General features: G+C 33.8%; 27 protein-coding genes. 9 read left to right on the top strand and 18 right to left on the bottom strand.

The genetic code is table 11. The annotated features are described in order from the left end of the window. Positions 1–5 precede the first annotated feature (5 nt). The 6 genes from AC2A1C_RS07085 to hutI all read right to left on the bottom strand — a co-directional run bounded on the left by AC2A1C_RS07085 (position 6) and on the right by hutI (position 4,179). Entirely contained in the window at positions 6–806 is an 801-nt protein-coding gene (locus AC2A1C_RS07085; RefSeq protein ID WP_484024741.1) for an enoyl-CoA hydratase/isomerase family protein, read from the bottom strand. Between the two features lie 96 nt (positions 807–902). Further along, a complete protein-coding gene (gene paaD, locus AC2A1C_RS07080) occupies positions 903–1,367 on the bottom strand; it encodes a 1,2-phenylacetyl-CoA epoxidase subunit PaaD (protein ID WP_484024739.1) in 465 nt (154 codons plus the stop codon). Positions 1,368–1,461: 94 nt separating this feature from the next. After that, the gene (paaC, locus tag AC2A1C_RS07075) at positions 1,462–2,208 is read right to left on the bottom strand and encodes a 1,2-phenylacetyl-CoA epoxidase subunit PaaC (RefSeq protein ID WP_484024737.1); all 747 of its coding nucleotides are present in this window, start codon (positions 2,206–2,208) and stop codon (positions 1,462–1,464) included. 72 nt (positions 2,209–2,280) lie between these two features. Then, entirely contained in the window at positions 2,281–2,562 is a 282-nt protein-coding gene (gene paaB, locus AC2A1C_RS07070; RefSeq protein ID WP_484024735.1) for a 1,2-phenylacetyl-CoA epoxidase subunit PaaB, read from the bottom strand. Positions 2,563–2,653: 91 nt separating this feature from the next. Then, positions 2,654–2,917: a hypothetical protein gene (locus AC2A1C_RS07065; protein WP_484024733.1), complete on the bottom strand. Its 264-nt coding sequence runs from the start codon at positions 2,915–2,917 to the stop codon at positions 2,654–2,656. A gap of 32 nt (positions 2,918–2,949) precedes the next feature. Further along, positions 2,950–4,179, bottom strand: a complete 1,230-nt coding sequence (hutI, locus tag AC2A1C_RS07060) for an imidazolonepropionase (RefSeq protein ID WP_484024731.1) — start codon at positions 4,177–4,179, stop codon at positions 2,950–2,952. 98 nt (positions 4,180–4,277) lie between these two features. Between hutI and ruvB the strand changes: the two genes are divergently transcribed. After that, positions 4,278–5,300, top strand: coding sequence for a Holliday junction branch migration DNA helicase RuvB (ruvB, locus tag AC2A1C_RS07055; protein WP_484024729.1), 1,023 nt, complete (start codon positions 4,278–4,280; stop codon positions 5,298–5,300). A 24-nt stretch (positions 5,301–5,324) separates the two neighbouring features. Further along, on the top strand, positions 5,325–5,615 hold the full coding sequence (locus AC2A1C_RS07050; protein ID WP_484024727.1) for a DUF1272 domain-containing protein: 291 nt from the start codon (positions 5,325–5,327) through the stop codon (positions 5,613–5,615). Between the two features lie 79 nt (positions 5,616–5,694). On the opposite strand, the gene AC2A1C_RS07045 is transcribed toward AC2A1C_RS07050, so the two are convergent. Both AC2A1C_RS07045 and AC2A1C_RS07040 read right to left on the bottom strand, forming a co-directional pair. Further along, on the bottom strand, positions 5,695–6,468 hold the full coding sequence (locus tag AC2A1C_RS07045) for a nuclear transport factor 2 family protein (protein ID WP_484024725.1): 774 nt from the start codon (positions 6,466–6,468) through the stop codon (positions 5,695–5,697). A gap of 100 nt (positions 6,469–6,568) precedes the next feature. Continuing rightward, positions 6,569–7,576 carry a helix-turn-helix domain-containing protein gene (locus AC2A1C_RS07040; RefSeq protein ID WP_484024723.1) on the bottom strand — a complete coding sequence of 336 codons (1,008 nt, stop codon included), beginning with the start codon at positions 7,574–7,576 and terminating at the stop codon, positions 6,569–6,571. Between the two features lie 13 nt (positions 7,577–7,589). On the opposite strand from AC2A1C_RS07040, the gene AC2A1C_RS07035 reads away from it, so the two are divergent. The 5 genes from AC2A1C_RS07035 to AC2A1C_RS07015 all read left to right on the top strand — a co-directional run bounded on the left by AC2A1C_RS07035 (position 7,590) and on the right by AC2A1C_RS07015 (position 12,620). Further along, the gene (locus AC2A1C_RS07035) at positions 7,590–8,456 is read left to right on the top strand and encodes an MBL fold metallo-hydrolase (RefSeq protein ID WP_484024721.1); all 867 of its coding nucleotides are present in this window, start codon (positions 7,590–7,592) and stop codon (positions 8,454–8,456) included. Between the two features lie 10 nt (positions 8,457–8,466). Beyond that, positions 8,467–9,102: a dephospho-CoA kinase gene (coaE, locus tag AC2A1C_RS07030; protein ID WP_484024719.1), complete on the top strand. Its 636-nt coding sequence runs from the start codon at positions 8,467–8,469 to the stop codon at positions 9,100–9,102. Positions 9,103–9,257: 155 nt separating this feature from the next. Continuing rightward, positions 9,258–10,256 carry a tRNA dihydrouridine synthase DusB gene (dusB, locus tag AC2A1C_RS07025; protein ID WP_484024717.1) on the top strand — a complete coding sequence of 333 codons (999 nt, stop codon included), beginning with the start codon at positions 9,258–9,260 and terminating at the stop codon, positions 10,254–10,256. A 135-nt stretch (positions 10,257–10,391) separates the two neighbouring features. Then, on the top strand, positions 10,392–11,303 hold the full coding sequence (locus AC2A1C_RS07020; RefSeq protein ID WP_484024715.1) for an ABC transporter ATP-binding protein: 912 nt from the start codon (positions 10,392–10,394) through the stop codon (positions 11,301–11,303). 9 nt (positions 11,304–11,312) lie between these two features. After that, entirely contained in the window at positions 11,313–12,620 is a 1,308-nt protein-coding gene (locus AC2A1C_RS07015) for an ABC transporter permease (protein WP_484024713.1), read from the top strand. 116 nt (positions 12,621–12,736) lie between these two features. Here the strand turns inward: AC2A1C_RS07015 and AC2A1C_RS07010 are convergent, their stop codons facing one another. The 9 genes from AC2A1C_RS07010 to AC2A1C_RS06970 form a co-directional block, all read right to left on the bottom strand. Further along, positions 12,737–13,303, bottom strand: coding sequence for an N-acetylmuramoyl-L-alanine amidase family protein (locus tag AC2A1C_RS07010; protein WP_484024711.1), 567 nt, complete (start codon positions 13,301–13,303; stop codon positions 12,737–12,739). Between the two features lie 128 nt (positions 13,304–13,431). Beyond that, positions 13,432–14,088 (bottom strand): porin family protein, encoded by a 657-nt coding sequence (locus AC2A1C_RS07005; RefSeq protein WP_484024709.1) that lies wholly within the window; start codon positions 14,086–14,088, stop codon positions 13,432–13,434. A gap of 19 nt (positions 14,089–14,107) precedes the next feature. Next, the gene (gene sucD / locus AC2A1C_RS07000; protein ID WP_484024707.1) at positions 14,108–14,980 is read right to left on the bottom strand and encodes a succinate--CoA ligase subunit alpha; all 873 of its coding nucleotides are present in this window, start codon (positions 14,978–14,980) and stop codon (positions 14,108–14,110) included. Positions 14,981–15,103: 123 nt separating this feature from the next. Beyond that, positions 15,104–16,006, bottom strand: a complete 903-nt coding sequence (locus AC2A1C_RS06995; RefSeq protein ID WP_484024705.1) for a UDP-3-O-(3-hydroxymyristoyl)glucosamine N-acyltransferase — start codon at positions 16,004–16,006, stop codon at positions 15,104–15,106. A 109-nt stretch (positions 16,007–16,115) separates the two neighbouring features. Further along, positions 16,116–16,679: an elongation factor P gene (gene efp, locus AC2A1C_RS06990; RefSeq protein WP_484024703.1), complete on the bottom strand. Its 564-nt coding sequence runs from the start codon at positions 16,677–16,679 to the stop codon at positions 16,116–16,118. A gap of 79 nt (positions 16,680–16,758) precedes the next feature. Next, the gene (gene lpxA / locus AC2A1C_RS06985) at positions 16,759–17,547 is read right to left on the bottom strand and encodes an acyl-ACP--UDP-N-acetylglucosamine O-acyltransferase (RefSeq protein WP_484024701.1); all 789 of its coding nucleotides are present in this window, start codon (positions 17,545–17,547) and stop codon (positions 16,759–16,761) included. Then, a complete protein-coding gene (locus AC2A1C_RS06980) occupies positions 17,548–18,945 on the bottom strand; it encodes a bifunctional UDP-3-O-[3-hydroxymyristoyl] N-acetylglucosamine deacetylase/3-hydroxyacyl-ACP dehydratase (protein WP_484024699.1) in 1,398 nt (465 codons plus the stop codon). Then, a complete protein-coding gene (gene lpxD / locus AC2A1C_RS06975; RefSeq protein ID WP_484024809.1) occupies positions 18,938–19,969 on the bottom strand; it encodes a UDP-3-O-(3-hydroxymyristoyl)glucosamine N-acyltransferase in 1,032 nt (343 codons plus the stop codon). Before lpxD ends, AC2A1C_RS06980 begins: the two co-directional genes overlap by 8 nt. A gap of 57 nt (positions 19,970–20,026) precedes the next feature. Beyond that, positions 20,027–21,238 carry an HD domain-containing protein gene (locus AC2A1C_RS06970; protein WP_484024697.1) on the bottom strand — a complete coding sequence of 404 codons (1,212 nt, stop codon included), beginning with the start codon at positions 21,236–21,238 and terminating at the stop codon, positions 20,027–20,029. A gap of 175 nt (positions 21,239–21,413) precedes the next feature. Between AC2A1C_RS06970 and porX the strand changes: the two genes are divergently transcribed. Further along, positions 21,414–22,958: a T9SS response regulator signal transducer PorX gene (gene porX / locus AC2A1C_RS06965; RefSeq protein ID WP_484024807.1), complete on the top strand. Its 1,545-nt coding sequence runs from the start codon at positions 21,414–21,416 to the stop codon at positions 22,956–22,958. Between the two features lie 159 nt (positions 22,959–23,117). Then, positions 23,118–23,894 (top strand): exodeoxyribonuclease III, encoded by a 777-nt coding sequence (locus tag AC2A1C_RS06960; RefSeq protein ID WP_484024695.1) that lies wholly within the window; start codon positions 23,118–23,120, stop codon positions 23,892–23,894. 37 nt (positions 23,895–23,931) lie between these two features. On the opposite strand, the gene AC2A1C_RS06955 is transcribed toward AC2A1C_RS06960, so the two are convergent. Next, the gene (locus AC2A1C_RS06955; protein WP_484024693.1) at positions 23,932–24,300 is read right to left on the bottom strand and encodes a septal ring lytic transglycosylase RlpA family protein; all 369 of its coding nucleotides are present in this window, start codon (positions 24,298–24,300) and stop codon (positions 23,932–23,934) included. Positions 24,301–24,655: the final 355 nt, after the last annotated feature.

Below are 24,655 nucleotides of genomic sequence, written 5' to 3'. Positions count from 1 at the left end.
ATTAATTATCTTCCTTTATAATTCGGTTTTCTTTTTTCTAAAAATGCAGAAACTCCTTCCATAAAATCATAGGATTCGGAGGCTTCTTGCTGATACATTCCTTCTATTTCCAGTTGCGCTTCCAACGAATTTGTATAGGATTCATTGAACGCTTTTTTAGTTAAATACAATGCTTTTGTCGGCATATTGGAAACCTGACCGAGAATTTCCATAGATTTTTCTGCAAAATTTTCATCTGCAAAAACTTCAGCAATCAATCCTAATTGTTTCGCTTCCGAAGCAGAAAGTTTTTTCCCGGTGAATGCTAAATATGTTGCCGTTTGTTTACCCAAAAGTTTCGGTAAAAAATACGTTCCACCTGTATCAGGAATCAATCCGATATTGGAAAAAGCCTGAGAAAAATAAGAACTCTCCGTTGCCAAAGCAAAATCACAAATCAATGCCAACATTGCTCCCGCTCCAACAGCAGGACCATTTACTAAAGCAATCAACGGTTTTTTTGAATTTGTAATTGCGGCAACAAGTGGATTGTAATATTCAAGTACCATTTTCTCGACAACACGAGAATCTTCCGAATCTTTCTCTAAACTCAACGCTTCTTTCAGATTTTGTCCGGAACAAAATGCTTTTCCTCTTCCTGAAAAAGCAATGCAACGAACATTTTCGTCGTTATTACATTCTTGTACAAATTCATACAATTCTTTCAGCATCTTACTGTTTAAAGAATTATAGGATTCTGGTTGATTCAGAAAAGCAATTTTCAGCTTTCCATCGAAATGGGTTTCAATATCGAGTTGTGTATACATACAGTTTAGCAATTTAGTAATGTAGCAATTTACCAATAATTTCTGAATACAGAAATGACTGCTAAATCGGTGAATAAATTCATTTTAATATTAATTTTAATGGCATTTAAAATAATCAAAAGGCTCTAAACAATCTAAACACTGATAACTTGCCTTGCATAATGTGGAACCAAATCTGCTGATCTGTTTCGTATTTTCCGAACCGCATTTCGGACATTTTACAGGAATTACAAGATGTGTTTCTCCCAAACCTTTTTCTGGTGGAGCAATTCCGTATTTGCGAAGTTTTTCCCGAGCTTCATCTGTAATCCAATCCGTTGTCCAAGCCGGAGAAATTTGTGTTTTTATTTTTACCGAAATTCCTTTTTCTTTGAATAATTTCTGAATATCTTCCTCAATAGTAAACATTGCAGGACAAGCTGTATATGTAGGAGTAATGGTAATTTCCGCTTCGTTTTCAGAAATCCATTTTGCTTCCCGAACAATGCCTAATTCCACAATATTGATGACCGGAATTTCTGGATCGGGAACTTTTTCTAATATCTTTAATAAATTCACCAATTTACCGATGTATCAATGTACCAGTTAAAAATGCTTTGTGAACCTCAGCAACAAAAATTGGTACATCGTTATATTTTTACATTGTTATATTAATCTACCATTCACAACCGGGATAAGCTCTTTGCATGTACTGGAGTTCGCAAAGAATGTATCCGAAATATTCTGTATGAATTCCTTTTCTGCTTCCTTTTTGCATAAAAGGATTTTCAGGAACTTCTAATCCGAATTCTTTAAAATCTTCCGAAATTTTTTCTAACCAGTCTTCTCGCAATTTTTTAGAATCGGGTACAATTTCCAGTTTTATCAAATTTTCTTCATCTTCCGTTTCATCAAACAATCCACCTGTATATTCCCAAAGATTTTCCAAAGCGGCTTTTACTCTTGTTTTGCTTTCTTCCGTTCCATTTCCAAAAACATTCAGCCAAGTTTTGGTGTGAGTATAATGGTATTTTACTTCTTTCAGAGATTTTTCCGCAATTGCAGATAATTGTTTGTCCAAACTTTTTATCAAATTTTCATAAAGCAATTTCTGATAAACACAGAAGAAATAAACCTTCAAAATGGTTTGTGCATAATCTCCATTGGGAAATTCCGTAAGTTGTGCATTCAGATATTCATGTTCGTAACGCAAAAAAGCCAAATCATCTTCTGATTTTCCCGGATAAAATTGCATTGCATACTTGTAAAAAAGCGAAGATTGACCAAGATAATCCAAAGCAATATTCGTAAGCGCAATATCTTCTTCCAAATAAGGTCCTTTTCCGCACCATTCTGCTAATCTTTGACCCATAATCAAAGTATCGTCTGCAAGTTTTAATAAATAATTGTATAATGGGTTCATTTTCTATTTTTTTGTAAGATGTAAAATGTCCGATGTACAAAGTACTTTTTACAACCGACATTTTACAGAAAATTACATATTTTTTACATCATTAGGAATTTGGTAAAATGTAGGATGACGGTACAGTTTATCATCGGCAGGATCAAAAAAGGCTTCCTGATCCATTCCTTCTGAAGTTACAATATATTTGCTCGGAACTACCCAGATTGATGTTCCTTCTTTTCTTCTTGTATAGACATCTCTTGCATTTTGAAGTGCCATTTCAGCAGTAGCAGCTTGTACAGTTCCTGCATGTTTATGGGAAAGTCCGGGTTTTGTCTGGATAAAAACTTCCCACATATCAAGATTGCTCATTTTTTACTTTTTTTTCGAGTTGTTAAGATATGAATTTTTTGGTTCTTCGCTAAAAACTTTGGAATTGAGTTTCAAATGTTTTTCATGATCTTCAATGCTCTGTTCTTTTGTCTTGAAACAAATCTTCGACTCCGCTCAGATTGACCAAAAGTTCAAGACTTGAAAACTCGGCTAAAATTTTGAAGCATTTCCTAAAATCTCCAAAACTCGGGCGGAAGCAAGGCTTGTCTTTCATAAAAAGAGTAGTGACGCCACTCAAACAGTGGAGATTTTTTAACGGAAATTCTTCAAAATTTTTTAACGCCTCCGTTTCCTGTGTCGAGATACACCCAATGGATAATAATTTAATTTCCATACTTTTTGGCGAAGAGTCAATTTTTTGAATTATTAAGGTTCAAATTTATTTCCATCAATGTAAGCAGAATCAGGTTTCAAACTTCCTTGCTGATACAATATATTCTGAAAATTATCCGTTTCAAAAACTACAAAATCCGCTTTCATTCCTTTTTTCAAAATTCCACGATCATTTAAGTTTAATGCTTTTGCTGCCCGAAATGTAATCCCTGCTAAAACTTCTGCTGTTGTCAATTTTTGATACGTCGCCAAAATACTTGCCTGAGTAATTAAATTTCCCATTGGTGCAGAACCCGGATTCCAATCGCTTGCAATCGAAAAAATAGCTCCTGCATCCAATAATTTTCTTGCCGGTGAAAATGGTTCTCCCAATCCTAAACTTGCACCGGGAAGTGCAGTTGCTACTGTTTCGGATTTTGCTAAAAATTCAATATCTTCATCAGAAGTCGCTTCCAAATGATCGGCAGAAACAGCTCCCACTTCCGCTGCAATTCTAGAACTTCCGGGCGTAAACTGATCCGCATGAACCGTAATTTCAAAACCCATTTCTTTGGCTTTCAATAAAAAATTTTTGCTTTCTTCCGGCTGAAAAGCGGATTTTTCAATAAAAATATCCACTCGTTTTGCCAAATCTTCTTCTTTTACTTTGGGTAAAATTTCTTGAAGAATATAATGGAGATACTTTTCATTATTTCCATCAAAATCTCTGGGTTTCAGATGTGCAGAAAGACAGGTTGGAACTAAAGTTGCGGGAGTTTTTCCTTGAGCTTGTTTTATGATCCGCAACATTTTCAGTTCATTTTCCAGATCAAGTCCGTAACCGCTTTTTATTTCAATAGTTGTAATTCCTAAAGAAATTAAAAAATCAATTCTTTCAAGCAGATTCTTCAAAAGTTCTTCTTCGGAAGCATTTCGTGTATGCTGAACAGAACTCCAGATTCCGCCTCCACTTTCTGCAATTTCAAGATAGGATTTTCCTGCATTTCTCATTGCAAAATCATTGGCTCGGTTTCCTCCAAAACAAATATGGGTGTGAGAATCTATAAAAGCTGGAAGAGCAATTTTTGTTCCTTCTATTTTTTCAATTTCTGCATCAGGATATTCCTTCTTAAGGTTTTCAAAATTTCCGACAGAGCTTATTTCATGATTTTCAATTAAGATTCCTCCATCTTCCACAACATCAAGCTGTTCATCTGAAAGTTTTCCGCGTAAAGGCAAATTATTTAAGGTAAGTATTTGTTTAAAAGGTCCGATCAATTTCATTAAAAAGGATTTTTGTAAATTTAATCAAATTTCATCATAGAAAAAATGAAGGATAAATATTGAGAAAAAACAGTATTTTTGAATATAAATAATTTTAAATGCCCGATTTCCTTCATCCTGATAAAGAAAATTTTTCCCGAGAAGATCTAATTCTTGAAGAAAAAATCCGTCCACAAAGTTTTAAAGATTTTGCCGGACAGAGAAAAACTTTGGATAATCTGGAAGTTTTTGTTGCCGCTGCGAAAAATCGTGGTGGCGCTTTGGATCATGTTCTTCTTCATGGACCTCCCGGTTTAGGAAAAACCACACTTGCTCATATTATTGCCAACGAACTGGGTGTAAATTGCAAAATTACTTCAGGACCTGTTTTGGATAAACCCGGAAGTTTAGCCGGATTACTGACAAATCTTGAGGAAAATGATGTTCTTTTTATAGACGAAATTCACAGACTTTCTCCGGTAGTAGAAGAATATCTGTATTCCGCAATGGAAGATTATAAAATCGACATTATGCTGGAAACCGGCCCAAATGCAAGAAGTGTTCAAATTGGACTGAATCCCTTTACTTTAGTTGGTGCAACCACAAGAAGCGGAATGCTTACCAAACCAATGCTTGCAAGATTTGGAATACAAAGCCGATTAGAATACTACACAGTAGAACTTTTGGGAATGATTACCGAAAGAAGTGCAAGAGTTTTAGGCGTCCCAATTTATGAAAATGCTGCCTTGGAAATTGCCCGAAGAAGTAGAGGAACTCCCAGAATTGCAAACGCCTTGTTGCGACGTGTTCGGGATTTTGCCGAAATAAAAGGAAATGGTGAAATAGAAATCAACATTACAAAATTTGCTCTTAATTCTTTAAATGTCGATGAATATGGACTTGATGATATGGACAACAAAATTATGCGGGTAATGATCGAAAATTTCCGTGGGAAACCTGTAGGAATTTCTGCTTTGGCAACTTCTATCGGTGAAAATCCTGAAACTTTGGAGGAAGTGTACGAACCTTTTTTAATACAAGAAGGGTTTATCATAAGAACTCCGAGAGGACGAGAAGTTACTGAAAAAGCCTACAAACATTTGGGAATTTCCAGACCGAAAAATCCTGGAGAGCTTTTTTAAATTAAAGAGTTAATAAATAAAACTATGTTAGAAATAAGACCCGTTTGCGAAAATTGTGGAAAAGCTCTTCCTAATGAAAGCACAGAAGCAATGATTTGTACTTTTGAATGCACTTTTTGCAAGGATTGTGTAGACAATATTTTAGAAAATGTTTGTCCCAATTGTGGAGGCGGTTTCGAGAAAAGACCAACCAGGCCAAGCTATACTTTGCAGAAAAATCCTGTAAAAACAGAACCTTACCTAAAACCCGTAAATTTGGCTGATTTTGAAAAACTGAAAAACAAAAACAAAAATATTCCTCCTCATTTGAGATAAATGTTTATCCATAAATTTAAAAAATAATAGCCATTTGCATATCAATGCAAACGGCTTTTTTATCTGTTATAACAACGGATTAAAACATTCCGTTATTGTGGGCTTGTTCAGCAGGAATTTCTTGAATAATATCCCAATGCTCCACAATTTTGTCGTTTTCTATTCTGAACAAATCATAAAATGTATGTCCTTTTCCGTGCCATTCTCCTTCACTCATTGTGAGTACAAAATTTCCTTCGCCCAAAACTTTGTGTACTTTGTTATACTTAAACATATCATTAATAGAGCCTAAATATTCCAACGCTTCACCTAACCCGCTTAAACCGTCTTTAATGGCAGTGTTGTGTTGATGGTAAGTTTCTGTACTGATGTAGTCGGTAACTTTTTGTGGATTTTTACCAAACAATACATCATCAATAAAATTCTTTACCAAAGTTTTATTGGCTTCTGTTTTTTCTACATCGGTAATTTCGGTTGATCCATCAAACTGACTTCTCCCACTTGCCGTTTCTTCTACAATCGGGGCAATAGCATCCCAATGTTCTGCCAATTTTCCGTTTTCTACTCTCCAAACATCAAAAGCAACCACTTTGTTAGCACCAAAAGCATCAGCATTATCATACGTATTATGAAGCACTACAAATTCTCCATCCTGAATCATACGATGGGTTTTAAAGGTAGTTCCTGCTTTTTGAAGTACCGGTAAAAAACCAACAACCGGCTCTATCCCAGTTGGTACGTGTGGATTGTGCTGGATGTAATCTGCTGAGAAATTTTTACGGATTCCTTCTTCGTTATAATCTCTGAAAAAGGCGTTCATTCCATCTGTTGCTAACGTTTTTAAATTTTCCATTTTTATTTTTAAAATTTTTTATCGAATACTGTTTTGCAATGCAAAATTGCATTAATCATAAAATTAAGCAAAGGTAAAAACATGTCTTTCAATGATACTTTTAAGCTGAAGCAAATTTTTCTCTAAATTCAGTAGGAGTAAGTTGGGTATGTTTTTTAAAATATTTGATGAAATTGGTGGGTTCTTCAAAACCGAGTGAAAACCCAATTTCTTTCACGCTTTCGTAGGTGTGAGCCAAAATTCTCTTGGCTTCTAACAATACCCTTTCGTCTATAATTTCTTTGGGAGATTTGCCCAAAATCTTCGTGGTGGCTTGGTTTAGGCGTTTTTCGGTAGTCGCCATTTTTTGGGCATAATAATTTACTTGCTTTTGTTGTTTGTATTCTTTTTCCAAAAGGTTTTTAAACTTCATTACCTCATCCAGATTGGCTCCTTTTTTTATTTCAACAAAATTTTGTTTGCGTTTTTCCCTTTCGGAAAGCAAAAGAAAGTTATGTAGTAAATTGTGTAAAATATCTGCTTGGTAATTGTCCTTAGGTATTCTAAGTTCATTCATCATTAACCGCAAAAAATCATCGTATAATTTTGATGAATTGTTGCCCGATTGTTCCTCTATTTTGATTTGTGAAATAGAAAACAAGTCATTAAACAAAATGCTGTTATGCAAAAATTTAGTATCATTTTCAGTTTTACAGAAAAAATTATCCGTAAACACAATAACCTTTCCTTCAGAGGGTTCTTTTTCATCAAAACGCTGAACGGTATCTTTATTAAGAAAAAGCAAAGTTTCGGGCTGGATTTTTATGGGATTGAAGTCCGTCAAATGAGTTGGATTTCCTTTACGAAACCAAATAATATGGTAGAAATTGGTTCTATGGATTGCAGTAATCGTTTCTTTACGGTTTTGGTATAATTCTGCAATATCCAAAATCTCGAATTCTTGTGGAAGCCCGGCTTTAAATTGATAATTTTTGATGCTTTTTGTCATTTTTTTCGAGAGTTTGCTGTCTTTGTCTTTTACCTTGAAGAGTATAATAATTGGATCTTGCGCTTTTTTTACACAAAGATTGTGAAAAATAGTTTTATTTTCATAAATTCCATACTTCAAAATATATTATTTTATGAAGCTTTATCCTATACAATGTGGAAAATTTAAATTAGATGGTGGTGCAATGTTCGGAGTCGTTCCCAAAACTCTTTGGGAAAAAACCAATCCTTCAGATGAAAGAAATTTGATAGATCTTGGTATGCGTGCATTACTTATTGAAGACGGGAAAAAATTAGTTTTGATCGATTGTGGAATTGGTGATAAACAAGATGAGAAATTTTTCAGTCATTATTTTCTTTCAGGAGATGATTCTTTGGATAAAAATCTTAAGAAATATGGTTTTGTAAGAGATGATATTACGGATGTTTTTTTGACGCATCTTCATTTCGACCATTGTGGTGGTGCTGTTGAATGGAACAATGATAAAACTGGTTTTAGACCGGCGTTCAAAAATGCACAATTTTGGACTAATGAAAATCATTGGAACTGGGCTACAAATCCAAATCCCAGAGAAAAAGCCAGTTTTTTGAAAGAAAACATTTTACCTCTACAAGAAAGTGGGCAGCTCAATTTTCTTCCGCTTCCCAAAACCGGAAATTATGGTTTTGCTCCCGACCTGAAAATGGATATAATTTTTGTAGACGGACACACCGAAAAGCAAATGCTTCCTGTGATACAATATCAGGAAAAAACTATTGTTTTTGCCGCAGATTTGATTCCGACAGCAGGACATATTCCGCAAGTGTATATTATGGGATATGATACAAGACCTTTACTTACGATGGAAGAAAAAGGAAAATTTTTAAAACAATGTATTGACAACGAATATTTATTGTTTTTTGAACATGACGCTCATCATGAACTGGCAAGTCTAAAAATGACCGAAAAAGGAATAAAACTAGATCAAACCTATAGCTTCAATGAAGTTTTTGGATATTAAAAAAACACTTATGGAAAATAATATAGAACACGAATCCGAACAACAAGAACCCGAACCCAAGATTATAGGATTAACCGGCGGAATTGGATCCGGAAAAACGACGGTAGCAAAATTTATAGAAGAAGCAGAATATCCTGTCTACTATTCTGATATAAGAGCTAAAGAAATTGTGAATGAAGATCAAATTTTAAAAAATAGAATTCAAGAGTTATTAGGAAAAAATTCTTATAGTGAAAATGGAGATTATAACAGAAAATATGTTTCTGAAAAAGTTTTTAACAATGATGAGCTTCTTCAGCAGCTTAATGGTATTATCCATCCTGCTGTAAAATTTGATTTTGAAAACTGGATAAATAAACAATCCAAAAAATTTATTTTTAAAGAAACTGCTCTTTTATTTGAATTAAAATTGAATGAAAGCTGCTTCAAATCAATTTTAGTAACTGCCGATGATAAACTAAGAATGAAACGGGTAATGGATAGAGATGGGAAAACCTATCGCGAAGTAGAAACCATAATGCTTAAGCAAATGCCCGAAAAAGAAAAATGCAAATTGGCCGATTATATCATATTCAATAATACAAATCTGGAAGATTTAAAATATGAAACTCAAAATGTGATCAGAGAACTAGAGAATTTAATTTGATTTCCATACGCTGAACATTTTGTAATAAATTCCAGCTGCTCTGAAACTTATTACAATATTTACAACACATTAGAACTATGTTTCTTTCATATTTTAAAATTTAAATCTTCATTTTTCTTAAAAACATTTCTTTTACAAATGTTTATCTTTGCACCATGATAAAAATCGGGAATATAGAGCTGCCGGAATTTCCACTTTTACTAGCTCCAATGGAAGATGTAAGCGATCCTCCTTTCAGAAGATTATGTAAAATGCATGGAGCTGATCTGATGTATTCGGAATTTATTTCTTCTGAGGGATTGATTCGTGATGCCATAAAAAGCAGAAAAAAACTGGATATTTTCGATTATGAACGTCCGGTTGGAATTCAGATTTTCGGCGGAGACGAAGAAGCAATGGCCATGTCTGCAAGAATTGTAGAAACCGTAAATCCTGATTTAGTAGATATCAATTTCGGATGTCCTGTAAAAAAAGTGGTTTGCAAAGGAGCCGGAGCCGGAGTTTTAAAAGATGTAGATCTTATGGTACGCCTGACAAAAGCGGTTGTAAATTCTACACACTTGCCTGTTACCGTAAAAACAAGATTGGGTTGGGATACCAATTCCATTAATATAGACGAAGTTGCAGAACGTTTGCAAGATGCAGGAATAAAAGCATTAACCATTCATGCAAGAACACGTTCTCAAATGTACAAAGGTGAAGCAGACTGGGAACATATTTCAAGAATTAAAAATAATCCGAACATCGAAATTCCGATTTTTGGAAATGGTGATGTAGATTCTCCCGAAAAAGCTCTGGAATATAAACAAAAATACGATTGCGACGGAATTATGATTGGTCGTGGAGCAATTGGTTATCCATGGATTTTCAATGAAATCAAACATTTTTTCAAAACAGGAGAACATCTCCCGGAGCCAACCATTGAAGACCGCCTTCTTGCTGTGAGAAATCATGCAGAATGGAGCGCTGAATGGAAAGGAGAACGTCTCGGTTTAATAGAAATGCGTCAGCATTACACCAATTATTTTCGAGGGATTCCGCATTTCAAAGAATTCCGTAAAAAATTTCTGGAAATTTTCACGCTTGAAGAAATGGACGCTATTATTGATGAAGCGAAAGAATTTTATTCAGACTATTATTCAGAAATTTCCTGATTTCATAAAACTTTACGATAAAAATCATTCTTATTTAAAGTGAATTCTATTTGGATTCATTGTATCTTCGTGTTCAGAAAAAATTTGTAACATTTCTATTATTTTTTAACTAAATAAGAAAATTAAAGTTTCAAGATGTTAAAAGCTGAACACGTAAAGAAAACCTATAATGCAGGAAAAAAAATCGCGTTACAGGATTTCAGTATTGAAGTACCAACAGGAAGTGTCTACGGACTTCTTGGTCCAAACGGTGCCGGAAAAACTTCTTTTATCCGAATTATTAACCAAATTACACAAGCAGACGAAGGTGAAGTTTGGATTAATGATGAAAAGTTAAATCCCAATCACATCAAAGAAATTGGTTATATGCCTGAAGAACGCGGTCTTTACAAAAATATGACTGTCGGAGACCAGCTTTTGTATTTCGGAGAACTGAAAGGAATGACGAAAAATGAAGCCCTGAATCAGGCAAAATACTGGTTCGAGCAGCTGAATATCGACCAATGGTGGAAGAAAAAACTTTCCGAACTTTCCAAAGGGATGGCTCAAAAAATTCAGTTTGTGGTAACGGTTTTGCACAAACCAAAACTTCTCATTCTTGATGAACCGTTTTCCGGTTTTGACCCTGTAAATGCCAATTTAATCAAAGATCAAATTATCAATTTAAAAAATCAGGGAACGACTATTATCCTTTCTACACACCGGATGGAAAGCGTGGAAGAAATGTGTGATTTTGTAGCACTTATCAATAATTCGAGAAAAATTTTGGATGGAAAAGTTTTTGATGTAAGGGAGCAATTTAAGAAAAATATTTTCGGAGTTACTTTAGCAGAGGTGAATTCCGAAACATTTTCAGCATTCAAAAATCGCTTTTCTGTAAGTGGAGAAAAAGTAGAAAACGGATTATTGAGCTTTGAACTTCAAAATGAAAATGACCAAAATATCTTAATTTCCGAGCTCATGAAAACCGGAAAAATACGTTCATTCGATGAAAAAATTCCGAGTATGAACGAAGTTTTTATCAATGCTGTAAGTCAAAACCAATAAAGAATAGACATGAAAAATATATTTTTAATCACCAAACGGGAATATCTTACTCAGGTAAAGAAAAAATCTTTTATCATACTTACGCTTTTAGCTCCGCTTTTGCTTGCCGGTTTCGGAGCATTGGTTGCATTTATGTTCAAAGCCAATGAATCACAATATCATTTCAATGTTGTGGATAAAAGCGGAATTTTTAGTAAACAACTGAAATCAACGAAGGATATTACCTATACTTTCGTTCCTGTTTCTACAGAAAAAGCTCTGGAAAATTCATTAAAAGATGCAAAAGGAATAGATGGTTTACTTATAATTCCTGAGCTGAAAAATGCAAATTTTAATTATTTGGAGAGCAATACAAGATTGCTTACCAATAAAAAAATTGGAATGGACACAAAGATGAACATATCTTCCAATCTCACGGAAATTCTAAGAAAAGAAAAAATAAACCGATTAGGTCTTTCTGAAAGTCAGATTATGGATCTGGATAAAGGTTTCACCATTTCTACTCAAAATATTGTAGAAAGTGACAAACCTGACAGTGATTTGGCTTTTGGTGTGAAATCGGGACTTGCAATGGTTTTGATCTATGTTACTTTTATGTTCATTCTTATCTATGGAGTTCGCGTGATGAGAAGTGTTTTGGAAGAAAAAAATAATCGTGTTGTGGAAATCATTATTTCATCTGTAAAGCCTTTTGAACTGATGATGGGGAAAATTTTTGGAGTGACTTTAATTGCCCTTACACAATTTATCATCTGGATCACGATGTCTGTAATCACTGCTACCTTATTCAATAGAAATTACAATCCAAATTTGATGGCAAATGCAGAAAATCCTTTAAACAAAATAGGTAATATTCAGGATATTATTACTTTGATTTTTCATAATTTGCTAAGTTTAAATTACGGTTTAATCATTTTTGTTTTTATTGTCTTCTTTTTAGTGGGTTATATTTTTTATAGCTCCATGTATGCAGCAATAGGTTCTGCTGTGGATAATGAAACCGAAACTCAACAATTTACTCTTTTTGCAATAATTCCGCTAATGCTGGGAATGTACGGAAGTTTCACCATTATGAATAATCCGGAAGGTCCACTTGGTTTTTGGCTTTCTATCATTCCTTTTACATCGCCAGTTGCAATGGTTGCAAGAATACCTTTTGGTGTTCCTATCTGGCAAATTGTTTTATCAATTTCATTATTAATTGCATCTACTTTACTTATGGTTTATATTGCCGCAAAAGTGTATAAAGTCGGAATATTGATGTATGGAAATAAAGCAACAGTAAAAGAGCTATGGAAATGGATCAGAAATAGCTAAAAATGATAAAAAACATTCGGTAGTACGGATGTTTTTTTGTTTAATAATTGGCAAACCCGATAAATAACCGCAATCGCAGTCGTTTATCGGGCTTTATCTTGCAAAAGGGGCAAGTCTTAATTTTCGTATACGAAAGTTAATATTTTTTTGGCTATTTCCTCTTGTCCACTGTCACTGGAAAGATACTCACGTTCTTTATCATTAGAAAGATATCCTGTTTCTACAAGCAAAGCAGGAGATTCAGAATTTTTCAAAATATATAAATTCTGTTCTAATACAGTACAATCATCAAGTTTAGAAGACAGTTTTTGAGCTAATTTTTTTGAAATTTCCGAATTCTGAGAATATATTTGGAAACCTTTCTTATCCTTATCTTTAGGATTGTAATTAGCATGTAGAGAAATGACCAAATCCGGTTTTTGCGTGTTGATGAAACTTATTCTTTTTCTAAGTGATGGTGAAGTATTCCCATTTCTTGTGAGAATAATTTCCACATCGGAATTGGTATTCAAAGATTTAATTTTTTCCGCAATAGATTGAACAATTTTAGCTTCATGAATATTTTCCACTTTTGCGCCACTATCATTTCCACCATGACCTGCGTCAATAATAATGCGCTTTTTCTGAATACTAAATGATAAAATAAAAAAGGATATTAAATGCAGAAAAATAATTCTTATCATTGGCTATGTTTTTATGATAAAACGAGAGATTGACGTTAATAATTTTCTAAAGAACTATTAAAAAAATGTTAAATTTCATCTTCTATTTCCAGGAGACACAAAAAATCCCGGAAACCCGGGATTACTTTTTATTCAAAAATATAACTTAAACCTAGACTTAGAACTTGTTGAGATTTTTTCTTCTCAACGGTAGGATCATTAGTGAGATTATCAGGAGAATATTTTAAATCCGGATATGTATCCGATAATCCAAAATCATATTTTACAGTAAGTTCAAGCTGTCTTTTATAACTATAACCTATACCTGCACCTAAAGCAAAATTAAATCCTTTCGCTTTTCCATAGGAATCAGCTGCATAATAATCTTTGGCCGGATCTTTTACTTTTTGGTTTACAAGAAAATTAAATCTTGGACCTATTATTCCAAAAAACTCTGACTCAGCTTCGGAAAAATAGCCTTTAAAATATAGTGGAACGCTGATATAATCATTACCATATACAGCATTATATCCCGTTCTTCCTTTTGCATTTTTATCTTTACCCGTTTCTCCGGCTCCGTAATATACTATTTCCGGCTGAATATAAAATTGATCACTACTATCAATCGGAATCAAAGCCAAAACTCCGGCTTGCATTGTAAATCGTGGTCCGGAAGGATTATGAGCATTGCTCACTCTGGAATAATTTCCGCCAACCGTAAGTCCAAATCTTGTAGAGCTAAAATCAATCTGAGCTGATAAAAAAGCTGCTGTAGATAAAGCAAAGCTTAAAAAAATTTTTTTCATATTGGTATGTGTTTATGTTTTATCCAAGAATTTCGGCTACAGTAGAACCGATATCAGCTGGAGAATCAACCACATGGATTCCATTTTCTCTCATAATGGCCATTTTAGCCTGAGCTGTATCTTCTGCACCGCCTACAATTGCACCGGCATGTCCCATTGTTCTTCCTTTCGGAGCAGTTTGTCCGGCAATAAAACCAACTACAGGTTTTGTAGAACCGCTTGCTTTATACCATCTTGCTGCCTCAGCTTCCAAAGATCCTCCAATTTCTCCAATCATTACTACTGCTTCCGTTTCAGGATCGTTGATGAAAAGTTCTAAAGCCTCCTTTGTCGTTGTCCCAATAATTGGATCTCCACCAATTCCAATCGCTGTAGAAACTCCATAACCAGCTCTTACTACCTGATCGGCCGCTTCATACGTCAAAGTTCCTGACTTTGAAACAATTCCTACTTTTCCTTTTTTGAAAACGAAACCTGGCATAATTCCGATTTTTGCTTCATCAGAAGTAATAATACCAGGACAATTTGGGCCAATTAAACGGCAATCTCTGTCAGCAATATAGGATTTTACTTTCACCATATCAGCAACAGGAATTCCTTCTGTAATTGCTACAATAACTTTGATTCCTGCATCTGCAGCTTCCATAATTGCATCTGCAGCAAATGCAGGCGGAACGAAAATAATACTTACATTAGCTCCTGCTTTTTCTACTGCATCTGCAACGGTATTGAATACCGGCTTTCCCAAGTGTTCAGATCCTCCTTTTCCCGGAGTAACACCACCTACTACATTGGTTCCGTATTCGATCATTTGCTGAGCATGGAAAGTACCTTCATTTCCGGTAAATCCTTGTACAATTACTTTAGAATCTTTGTTTACTAATACTGACATTGTTTAATATAAAATTTTAGTTATTTAAAATACTGATGGTTGCAAATTTACTGATAATTCAGTGTTAAAAAAAATGTTTATTTTTTTAATTAAAAAGATAAAAATCAGGTTTTCTGAAGGTACTTATTTTAAATTTTTCAGCTTCACTTCCTTTCTCAAATATTCTCTGAATTCTTCAGCAATCGAACCAAAATAAGTTCCTTTTTTCAAATCCCTGTTTACGCCACATTTTGCAAGAAGAACCGTTCCTTTTTCGATACGAACACCCGAAGCCATTCCTACTTGTCCCCAAATAGTTACTTCATCTTCAATAATACAACAACCTGCAATTCCGGTTTGAGAAGCAATAAGAACTTTTTTTCCAATTATCGTATCATGTCCAATCTGAATCTGATTATCCAAAACCGAACCTTCTCCAATAACTGTTGATGCTGTAACTCCCCTATCAATGGTGCATCCATTTCCGATTTCTACATTATTTTCAATCACCACATTTCCCACAGAAATTAGACGGTCAAAATTTCCGTTAAGTTTTCTGTAATAAAATGCATCACCACCTAAAACCGTATTAGACTGAATAATCACATTATCCCCGATTTCTGTTCGGTCACCAATGACTACATTCGGAAAAATATGACAATTTTTTCCAATCCTTACATTATTCCCAATAACAGCACTGGAATGGATAAAGGTATTTTCTCCTATTTCCACATCATGCAATTGCTCTTTGAAATTATATATTTTAGTAAAATGTGTATTAATTTTATTAAAATCTCTGAAAGGATCATCAGAAACCAAAAGAGCTTTTCCTTCCGGGCATTCTACTTCTTTATCGATAAGAATAATGGTTGCAGCAGAATTTAATGCTTTATCATAATATTTTGGATGATTTACAAATACAATATCTCCGGGACGAACCATGTGGATTTCATTGGTTCCTAAAACCTGAAAATCTGCATCTCCAATATATTTTGCGTCAATAATTTCCGCAATGGTTTTCAGAGTTTGTGGCTGATGGAAAGTCATATTTTTATTTATTGTTATATGATTGAAGCTGGATGTTGAATTTTATAAATTGGTATCATCAAAAAACAGAAGTTGAAAACTTTCAGCTTCCAACTTCACATTTCTGATATTATTTTACTCTTTCAATATATGAACCGTCTTCTGTGTTCACTTTGATTTTATCACCCGGTTCAATAAAAAGAGGAACCATCACTCTCGCTCCTGTTTCTACAATTGCATTTTTAAGTGCGTTTGTGGCTGTATTTCCTTTCACTCCCGGATCTGCTTCAACTACATCAAGATAAACAGTTGGCGGAATTTCGGCCGAAAGCGGGGTTTCATCTGCTTCTTTCAAAATAATGGTAACTTCTTCTCCAGCCTTCATGAACTGAGCATTTTCAATCATATCTTTATTGATATAGATTTGAGAAAAATCATCATTGTTCATAAAATGAAAACCATTGTCATCATCATACAAATATTGGAATTTTCTTGTAATTACCTTTACTTCATCAATTTTGTGACCTGCAGAAAAGGTATTGTCAATTACTTTTCCATTGGTTACGGATTTTAATTTGGTTCTCACAAAAGCAGGTCCTTTTCCCGGCTTTACATGAAGAAACTCGATAACTTTGTAAATATCATTGCTGTACTCAATGCACATTCCTTTTTTGATATCGTTACTTGTTGCCATTTATTTTATTTTATTCTATTTATTCTTAATTATAAAAATTGACACGCGATAAATCGCGTCTCTACAAAACATTTGATTTCTATTCTTTTCCAGTACCATATCCTTTTACGATACCACGAGGAGAGTTTTTAATGAATTCTAAAATTTCATCGCGTTCAGCAGTAGGAAGCATATCTTTTTCAATATGGCTCATTGCTTGAGAAACATTCATTTTACTCTGAAAAAGATATCTGTAAATTTTCTGAATCTCGAAAATTTTTTCATTAGAAAAACCTCTTCTTCTTAATCCGACAGAATTGATACCTGCATAACTCATCGGTTCACGTGCTACTTTCACATAAGGCGGGATATCTTTTCTTACCAGAGTCCCTCCGGAAATCATCACATGCTTTCCGATTTTCCCAAACTGATGAACAGCACTTAGACCACCCATTACTGTGAAATCTCCAATTTCCACGTGTCCAGCAATTCCGCATCCGTTTACAATAATCACATTGTTTCCTATTACACAGTCATGTGCAATATGAGAGGTCGCCATAATGAGGCAATCATTTCCAATTTTTGTAAATCCGAGAGCTTTAGTTCCACGGTTTATAGTAACGCTTTCACGGATAGTTGTTCCGTCTCCAATAATTACCTGAGTATCTTCTCCATCAAATTTCAAATCCTGAGGAATTGCAGAAATAACAGTTCCGGGAAAGATTCTGCAATTTTTGCCAATTCTGGCTCCATCCATAATGGTAACATTAGAGCCAATCCATGTTCCGTCACCAATTTTTACATCTGCTGCAATAGTAGTAAAAGGTTCTACCACTACATTTTTGCCAATTTTGGCTCGTTTGTCTACGGCTGCTAACTGATGGATCATTTATTCCGTTTTATTTTTTGCAACTTGTGCCATCAGTTCTGCTTCTATTGCTACAGAATCTCCAACATACCCATATCCTTGCATGTGTACAATACCTCTTCTGATAGGCTCTATTAATTCTATTTTAAAAATAAGTGTATCTCCGGGAACTACTTTTCTCTTAAATTTCACATTATCAATTTTCACAAAGTAGGTAGAATAGTTTTCTGGATCAGGAACGTTTGCCAAAACAAGAATTCCTCCTGTTTGCGCCATTGCTTCCACCTGCAAAACTCCCGGTAAAACGGGTTCTTTCGGAAAATGCCCTACAAAGAAAGGCTCATTCATCGTAACGTTTTTCAGACCAACAACATGTGAATCTGAAAGTTCCAATACTTTATCCAAAAGTAAAAACGGTGGTCTGTGTGGCAATAATCTCATTATTCCATTAATATCAAAAACAGGTGGTTTTGATAAATCGAAATCAGGAACATTTTTCTTTTTGTGTAATTTCCATTGGCGGTTCAATTTTTTTGCAAATTGGGTATTTACAAAATGTCCCGGCTTATTAGCGATTACTTTACCTTTTATTTTTACACCAACTAAAGCTAAATCTCCAATCACATCTAAAAGTTTGTGACGAGCAGCTTCGTTTGGATAGTTTAATGTGAGATTATCCAAAATTCCGTTTGGACGAATAGAAACATCATCTTTTCCAAAAGCTTTTTTCAGTTTTTCAGCCGTTTCAGGAGTAAGTTCTTTGTCTACATAGACAATAGCATTGGAAATATCTCCACCTTTTATCAAACCGGCATCCAAAAGCATTTCCAATTCGTGCAAAAAGCTGAATGTTCTTGCAGAAGATATCTCTTCTTTAAATTCTGAAATATCTTTTAATGTAGCATTTTGTGTTCCTAAAACTTTTGTTCCGAAATCCACCATAGTAGTGATTTCGTAGGTCTCGGAAGGAATAATAGTGATTTCAGAACCAGTAGACGGATCTACATAGCTCATTACTTCTTTCACAACCAAATATTCTCTTGGCATGGACTGTTCTTCTATTCCTGCATTTTCGATAGCTTCTACAAAATATTTGGAAGAACCATCCAAAATAGGTGGTTCTGCACTATCCATTTCAAGAATAGCATTATCAATATCACATCCTACCAATGCAGCCAAAAGATGCTCACAAGTATGAATTCTTACACCCAATTTTTCCAGAGTTGTGCCTCTTTCCGTAGTTGTTACATAATTAACATCAGCTTCAACTTGCGGATTCCCTTCCAAATCAGTTCTTACAAAAACAAAACCTGTATTTTCTTTTGCCGGTTTCATAGTAAGAGTTACTTCTTTTCCGGTATGAAGCCCGATTCCAGATAATGTAATTTCCTGTTTAAGAGTTTTTTGTTTATCACTCATTCGAGTTATCTTTTGATTTATTTTCGAGTGTATTGATACGATTTACAATTTCTGTAAAATTTCTGAAATGTACATAATTCCTTCTGAAATCACTATAACCGATTGCAGGCGAACCATATAGAATTTCTCCATCTTTAGTATTAGAATTCACGCCACTTTGTGCCTGAATTTTCACCTGATTACCAATTTTGATGTGGCCAACAATTCCTACTTGTCCACCAATTTGATTCCAATCTCCGATTACAGTAGAACCGGCAATTCCGGCTTGTGCTGCAATCACATTATTCTGCCCAATTTTCACATTATGGGCAATCTGAATAAGATTATCTATTTTAGTTCCTTTTCCAATAATGGTAGAGCCAATAGTTGCTCTGTCGATGGAACAGTTTGAACCAATTTCAACATCATCTTCAATAATTACATTTCCGAGCTGAGGAATTTTTTTAAAACCTTCGGAAGTGGGTTGAAAACCAAAGCCGTCTCCACCGATCACCGTATTAGAATGGATAACACAATTATCTCCAATAATACAGTAATCATAGATTCTTGCTCCACTGTCAATTTTACAGTTTTTACCAATTTTTACTCCTTTCCCAATATATACTTGTGGGAAAATTTGTGTTCCATCAGCAATTACAGCTTTTTCAGAAATATAGGTAAAAGCTCCTATGTAAACATTTTCTCCTACTTTCGCCGTTTCATGAAAGAAAGAACCTTGTTCTATTCCTGATTTTCTTCCTTGCATTTCCTGATAAAGATTCATCAAAACCTGAAAAGAAAGATATGCATCTTCTACTGCAATAATAGTTGGAGTATATGTATCTTTTGTAAGTAATTTTTCGGAAACAATAAGTACTGCACATTTTGAAGTATCAAGAAAATGTGCAAACCGACTTTGTCCGATGAAAGAAAGATGCCCTTCTTCACCTTGTTCAATAGGGGAAACTCCTTTAATCAGGGCGTTTTCATCTCCTATAATTTTGCCGTTAATAAATCCTGCAATTTGCGAAGCCGTAAATTCCATATCGTGCAAAGATAAGAATTTCCCTAATAAGCCCAATATTTTGCTAAAAATATTATGTTATATTTCTCTTGGAAAGGCAAGAATATATTTTGTATTGACCGTAGTAATAGACGAAGATAAAATTTGATTTTCAGATTCGTGCAGCTCTACTTTTTGTTCATCTTTCTGTAAAAGATAGATTTTTTGTTTTTCGGAGTTATACGGAAGTAAACTTCTGGAGATTTCGTCTACTAAAAATCTTCCATCATCAATCTTAAAAAAAGAATTGGTTTTATTGATTTTAGCCTCTTTTTCCTCGTCTGAAAATTTTTGGGAAGAAATAATTGTTTTCGGGAATTTCCTCTGAATAACACTTTTGCAAAAATAAGACAGTACAAAATCATCACAATTTTGCCAAAATTTCATTGCCTGAATCACGTCATTATCATCCAATTCTGTGAATCTTTGGATGTCTTCTTTCGTGGCTTTTGCAAATTTATTTTTTTCAAGAAAATAGCGAAGATTGTCTGAGGCTTTCAGTTCTTTTCCTTCAGAAGTCAGAGTTTTTGCCCGATCCAGAATTTTGATAAGAATATGCTCTGCCAAAGCCGCAGTTTTATGATAATAGACCTGCCAATACATAAACATTCTTGCCGTAAGAAAATTTTCTATGGAATAAATTCCCTTTGCATCTATCACCAATTTTTCATCAGAAACGTTCATCATAGAAATAATTCTTTGTGCATTGATATTTCCTTCCGAAACTCCGGTATAGAAGCTATCTCTTTTCAAATAATCCAAACGATCAACATCCAATTGTGAAGAAATCAGCTGATTAAAAAATTTTCTGTGGTATTTTCCCTGAAACATTTCTATTGCTGTGGAAAGTTCTCCATCAAATTCCCTATTCAGATCGTTCATCAGTAAAAGAGAAAGTTTTTCATGATGCCAATCATCCATCAGCATATTTTCCAAAGCATGAGAAAACGGGCCGTGTCCAATATCATGCATCAGAATTGCCAACATTGCCGATTTTTCTTCTTCTCTTGAAATTTCAACACCTTTCAATTTCAAAGTTTCTAAAGCTGTAAACATCAAATGCATTGCCCCGATTGCATGATGAAATCTGGTATGTGTTGCACCCGGAAAAATGGTATTGAGAAGTCCTGTTTGCGAAATTCTCCTTAATCTCTGAAAATAAGGATGCTCAATAACATCAAAAAGAATTTCGTAAGGAATTTTGATAAATCCGTGAACAGGATCGTTAATGATTTTAAGTTTGTTCTGCACGTTTTGTAATTGATGAGTAATAAAATGGTGATCGCTTACAAAAATAGAAAAATTTGAGATTTCTTTTTAACGAACTTTAACGGTTTAAATTTATTTTTTAGGCAATATTTAAGAGGATTTGGTCGTATTTTTGATGGTAATAAAAAAAGAAAATTTCTTTAATCAAATAAAAAATATAATGTCAAAAATACTTTGGATCGATGATGAAGTAGATTTACTCAAACCTCATATCGTTTTTCTGGAAAATAAAGGGTATACCGTAACTCCGGTAAATAATGTGAATGAAGCATTGGAAATCATTGATAATGAAAAATTCCAGCTTGCTTTGTTGGATGAAAATATGCCCGGAATTTCAGGCTTAGAAGCAATTCCTATGCTGAAAGACAAAGATACTTCCATGAAAATCGTAATGGTGACCAAAAGTGAAGAAGAGCATATCATGGAGCAGGCTATCGGTTCTCAAATTTCGGATTACATCTTAAAACCTGTAAATCCGAACCAAGTTTTACTTTCATTGAAAAAAAACCTTCAGGAAGAAAATCTTGTTGAGCAAAAAACTATTCAGGAGTATCAGCAAGAATTCAGAAACCTTTCCATGGAATTGTCTTACTTGAGAACATATCAGGATTGGGCAGAGTATTATAAGAAAATTCTCAACTGGGAAATAAAATTTGACAAAGTTTTTGATAATGAGTTTGCCAATCTTCTTCAATCTCAAAAGGAAGAAGCCAATATCCAGTTTGCAAAATTTATCGAAAAAAATTATGAGCACTGGCTGCATTCATCAGAAAAACCAATGATGAGCCACACTTTGTTTAAAGATAAAATTAAACCTGAAATCGAGAATAATAAGGTTTTGCTTTTAATGATTGATAATTTGCGCTACGATCAATGGAAAGTAATTGAACCTTTATTTACGAAATTTTACAACAAAGTTTCTGAAGATTACTACTTCAGTATATTGCCAACAGCTACTCAGTATGCAAGAAATTCTTTTTTTGCAGGATTGATGCCTTCAGAAATTGAAAAGCGTTTTCCTGATAAATGGTTTAACGATAATGAAGAAGGAAATAAAAACGAGCATGAACGTGAATTTTTGGAAGATCAAATGAAACGTCTCGGTCTTTCATCAAAATCCATGAAATATCTGAAAATTTTAAACGCTGATTTTGAACGCAAAATTTTTGAAGATTTTAATCAACATAGAAGTAATGATTTGTTGGTAATCGTCTATAATTTTATTGACATTCTTTCTCACGCAAAAACTGATAATCACATTATCGACCAACTAATTCGTGATGATAAAACATTTCGCTCACTTACCTTGAACTGGTTTGAAAATTCTTCACTAATGAAAATTATCAAAACTGCTTCAGAGAATGGATTTAAATTGGCCATCACTACCGATCATGGAACTATTTATGTAAAAAAACCAAGCCAAGTTGTAGGCGACAGAGAAACATCAACCAATATCCGATATAAAACCGGAAGAAGTTTGACTTATGATGACAAGGAAGTTTGGGCCGTTTCCAATCCTGAAAAAATATTTTTGCCAAAAGGAAATCTAAGTTCCAAATATATTTTTGCCAAAAACAATACATTTTTAGCCTATCCAAAAAATTATAATCATTTTGTAAATTATTACAAAGAAACGTATCAGCATGGTGGAATTTCTCTTGAAGAATGCATCATTCCGATTAGTATTTTAGAACCCAAATAGTTTTTTTCATAGTTTATTTAGTTTGGGAAGGGCGGAAAAAATCGTTGATTTTTTCCGCCCGTTTTTATTTATTTTTGGGGAATTTTTTTGAAGAAAAGTCATTCAAAAGATATATCTTTCTGAAAATTTTATCATAACTAAATAAATCTCCGAAACTAAATGAAAATCATCAGTTATAATGTGAACGGAATCCGCGCTGCTTTTACTAAAGATTTTTTGGGCTGGCTGAAATTAGCTGATCCGGATATTATTTGCATTCAGGAAAGTAAAGCCGGAAATGATCAAATAGATGTGGAAAGTTTTGAAAAAGCCGGTTATCATAGTTTTTGGCATTCTGCACAAAGAAAAGGATACAGTGGAGTGGGAATTGCCTCTAAAATAAAGCCCAATCAGGTAATTTATGGATGTGGTATTGAAGAGTTTGATAATGAAGGAAGAATTATACGGGCGGATTTTGATGGGTTTTCAGTTTTATCTGTGTATGTTCCGAGTGGAGCTAATATGGATCGTGTAAGCTATAAAATGCAGTTTTGCTACGATTTTTTAGAATATATACAAAATTTAAAAAAAGAAATTCCTAACCTTGTTATTTCCGGAGATTTTAATATTTGTCATGAAGCCATTGACATACATGATCCGATAAGACTTCAACATGTTTCTGGCTTTCTACCTATTGAAAGAGAATGGATGAGCAATTTCATCAATGAATGTACATTAATTGATTCTTTTCGATTTTTTAATAATCAGCCGGATCATTACACTTGGTGGAGCTACAGACAAAATTCTCGCATGAAAAATAAAGGGTGGAGATTGGATTATCATTTTGTGACGTATCCTATGAAGGAATTTTTGCAAAGATCTGTGATATTAAAAGATGTTTTCCATTCAGATCATTGTCCTATTTTACTTGAAATTGATTTTGATGTTAAAAAATAAAGCCAACTCGCAAGTTGGCTTGTAATAATAATCAATCTTAATCGACAATTTCATATTCAATTGGCAAAGTACCTGTGTTTAAATCGCCAATCTGATCGAAAGCTGCTTTGGAAATATCGAAAGCTCGTGTAGAGTGAAAAGGACCTCTGTCGTTTATCCGAACTACTACACTTTCACCATTTCTAAGATTTGTAATCTTAACTTTGGTTCCAAAGGGAAGCTTCATGTTTGCAGCGGTGAATTTGCTATTATCAAAAACTTCTCCGCTTGCTGTTTTCTTACCATTAAATTTATCGTGGTAATACGATGCAAAACTTGTTTTAGCATCTGTGGTATTATTCTTAAAAGAAAAAATACCAAGAGTTGAAATCATCATTATGATTACAAGAATTAATCTCTTCATCACTTTGAATTTTTATGGGTTTTGACAGAGCAAAAGTATCAGGAAAATTAAAATCCTCTTTTTATAATCGTTAATAAGTGTTAATTAAATTAAAAAAAAATGTTAATAATCGTTGTCAATGCCTATTAATAAAAGCTTTAAAACGTATTGTTAAAAAAAGTTAAAAAAAACTCAAGAAAGTTAAAAGAATTAACTCTTGTAATAATACTATGCAAACAAATAAAAACATAAATAATTGGAATTCAATAAAATAAACATTTTGATTATTCAGTTAATTTTAAACAATTAATATGATAAGAGGCTAAAAAAATTGATTAAAAGAAATATGGGCAAAAGATTAAAAAGCTTTAATAACGAT

The sequence above is a fragment of the Chryseobacterium sp. HNCC26DJ241 genome, assembly GCF_057180505.1.
The sequence above is the reverse complement of the archived record's forward strand: the minus strand, read 5'-3'. Positions and strand labels throughout refer to the sequence as shown.

Coding starts and splice junctions, on each gene's coding strand:
- sucD (WP_484024707.1), bottom strand. CDS start 14,980: ATGTCAGTATTAGTAAACAAAGATTCTAAAGTAATTGTACAAGGATTT.
- ruvB (WP_484024729.1), top strand. CDS start 4,278: ATGCCCGATTTCCTTCATCCTGATAAAGAAAATTTTTCCCGAGAAGAT.
- AC2A1C_RS07005 (WP_484024709.1), bottom strand. CDS start 14,088: ATGAAAAAAATTTTTTTAAGCTTTGCTTTATCTACAGCAGCTTTTTTA.
- AC2A1C_RS07010 (WP_484024711.1), bottom strand. CDS start 13,303: ATGATAAGAATTATTTTTCTGCATTTAATATCCTTTTTTATTTTATCA.
- AC2A1C_RS07050 (WP_484024727.1), top strand. CDS start 5,325: ATGTTAGAAATAAGACCCGTTTGCGAAAATTGTGGAAAAGCTCTTCCT.
- AC2A1C_RS06995 (WP_484024705.1), bottom strand. CDS start 16,006: ATGACTTTCCATCAGCCACAAACTCTGAAAACCATTGCGGAAATTATT.
- lpxD (WP_484024809.1), bottom strand. CDS start 19,969: ATGGAATTTACGGCTTCGCAAATTGCAGGATTTATTAACGGCAAAATT.
- coaE (WP_484024719.1), top strand. CDS start 8,467: ATGGAAAATAATATAGAACACGAATCCGAACAACAAGAACCCGAACCC.
- AC2A1C_RS06980 (WP_484024699.1), bottom strand. CDS start 18,945: ATGAGTGATAAACAAAAAACTCTTAAACAGGAAATTACATTATCTGGA.
- hutI (WP_484024731.1), bottom strand. CDS start 4,179: ATGAAATTGATCGGACCTTTTAAACAAATACTTACCTTAAATAATTTG.
- paaC (WP_484024737.1), bottom strand. CDS start 2,208: ATGAACCCATTATACAATTATTTATTAAAACTTGCAGACGATACTTTG.
- AC2A1C_RS07015 (WP_484024713.1), top strand. CDS start 11,313: ATGAAAAATATATTTTTAATCACCAAACGGGAATATCTTACTCAGGTA.
- efp (WP_484024703.1), bottom strand. CDS start 16,679: ATGGCAACAAGTAACGATATCAAAAAAGGAATGTGCATTGAGTACAGC.
- AC2A1C_RS07045 (WP_484024725.1), bottom strand. CDS start 6,468: ATGGAAAATTTAAAAACGTTAGCAACAGATGGAATGAACGCCTTTTTC.
- AC2A1C_RS06960 (WP_484024695.1), top strand. CDS start 23,118: ATGAAAATCATCAGTTATAATGTGAACGGAATCCGCGCTGCTTTTACT.
- AC2A1C_RS07035 (WP_484024721.1), top strand. CDS start 7,590: ATGAAGCTTTATCCTATACAATGTGGAAAATTTAAATTAGATGGTGGT.
- AC2A1C_RS07020 (WP_484024715.1), top strand. CDS start 10,392: ATGTTAAAAGCTGAACACGTAAAGAAAACCTATAATGCAGGAAAAAAA.
- dusB (WP_484024717.1), top strand. CDS start 9,258: ATGATAAAAATCGGGAATATAGAGCTGCCGGAATTTCCACTTTTACTA.
- paaB (WP_484024735.1), bottom strand. CDS start 2,562: ATGAGCAATCTTGATATGTGGGAAGTTTTTATCCAGACAAAACCCGGA.
- AC2A1C_RS07085 (WP_484024741.1), bottom strand. CDS start 806: ATGTATACACAACTCGATATTGAAACCCATTTCGATGGAAAGCTGAAA.
- AC2A1C_RS07065 (WP_484024733.1), bottom strand. CDS start 2,917: ATGGAAATTAAATTATTATCCATTGGGTGTATCTCGACACAGGAAACG.
- lpxA (WP_484024701.1), bottom strand. CDS start 17,547: ATGATCCATCAGTTAGCAGCCGTAGACAAACGAGCCAAAATTGGCAAA.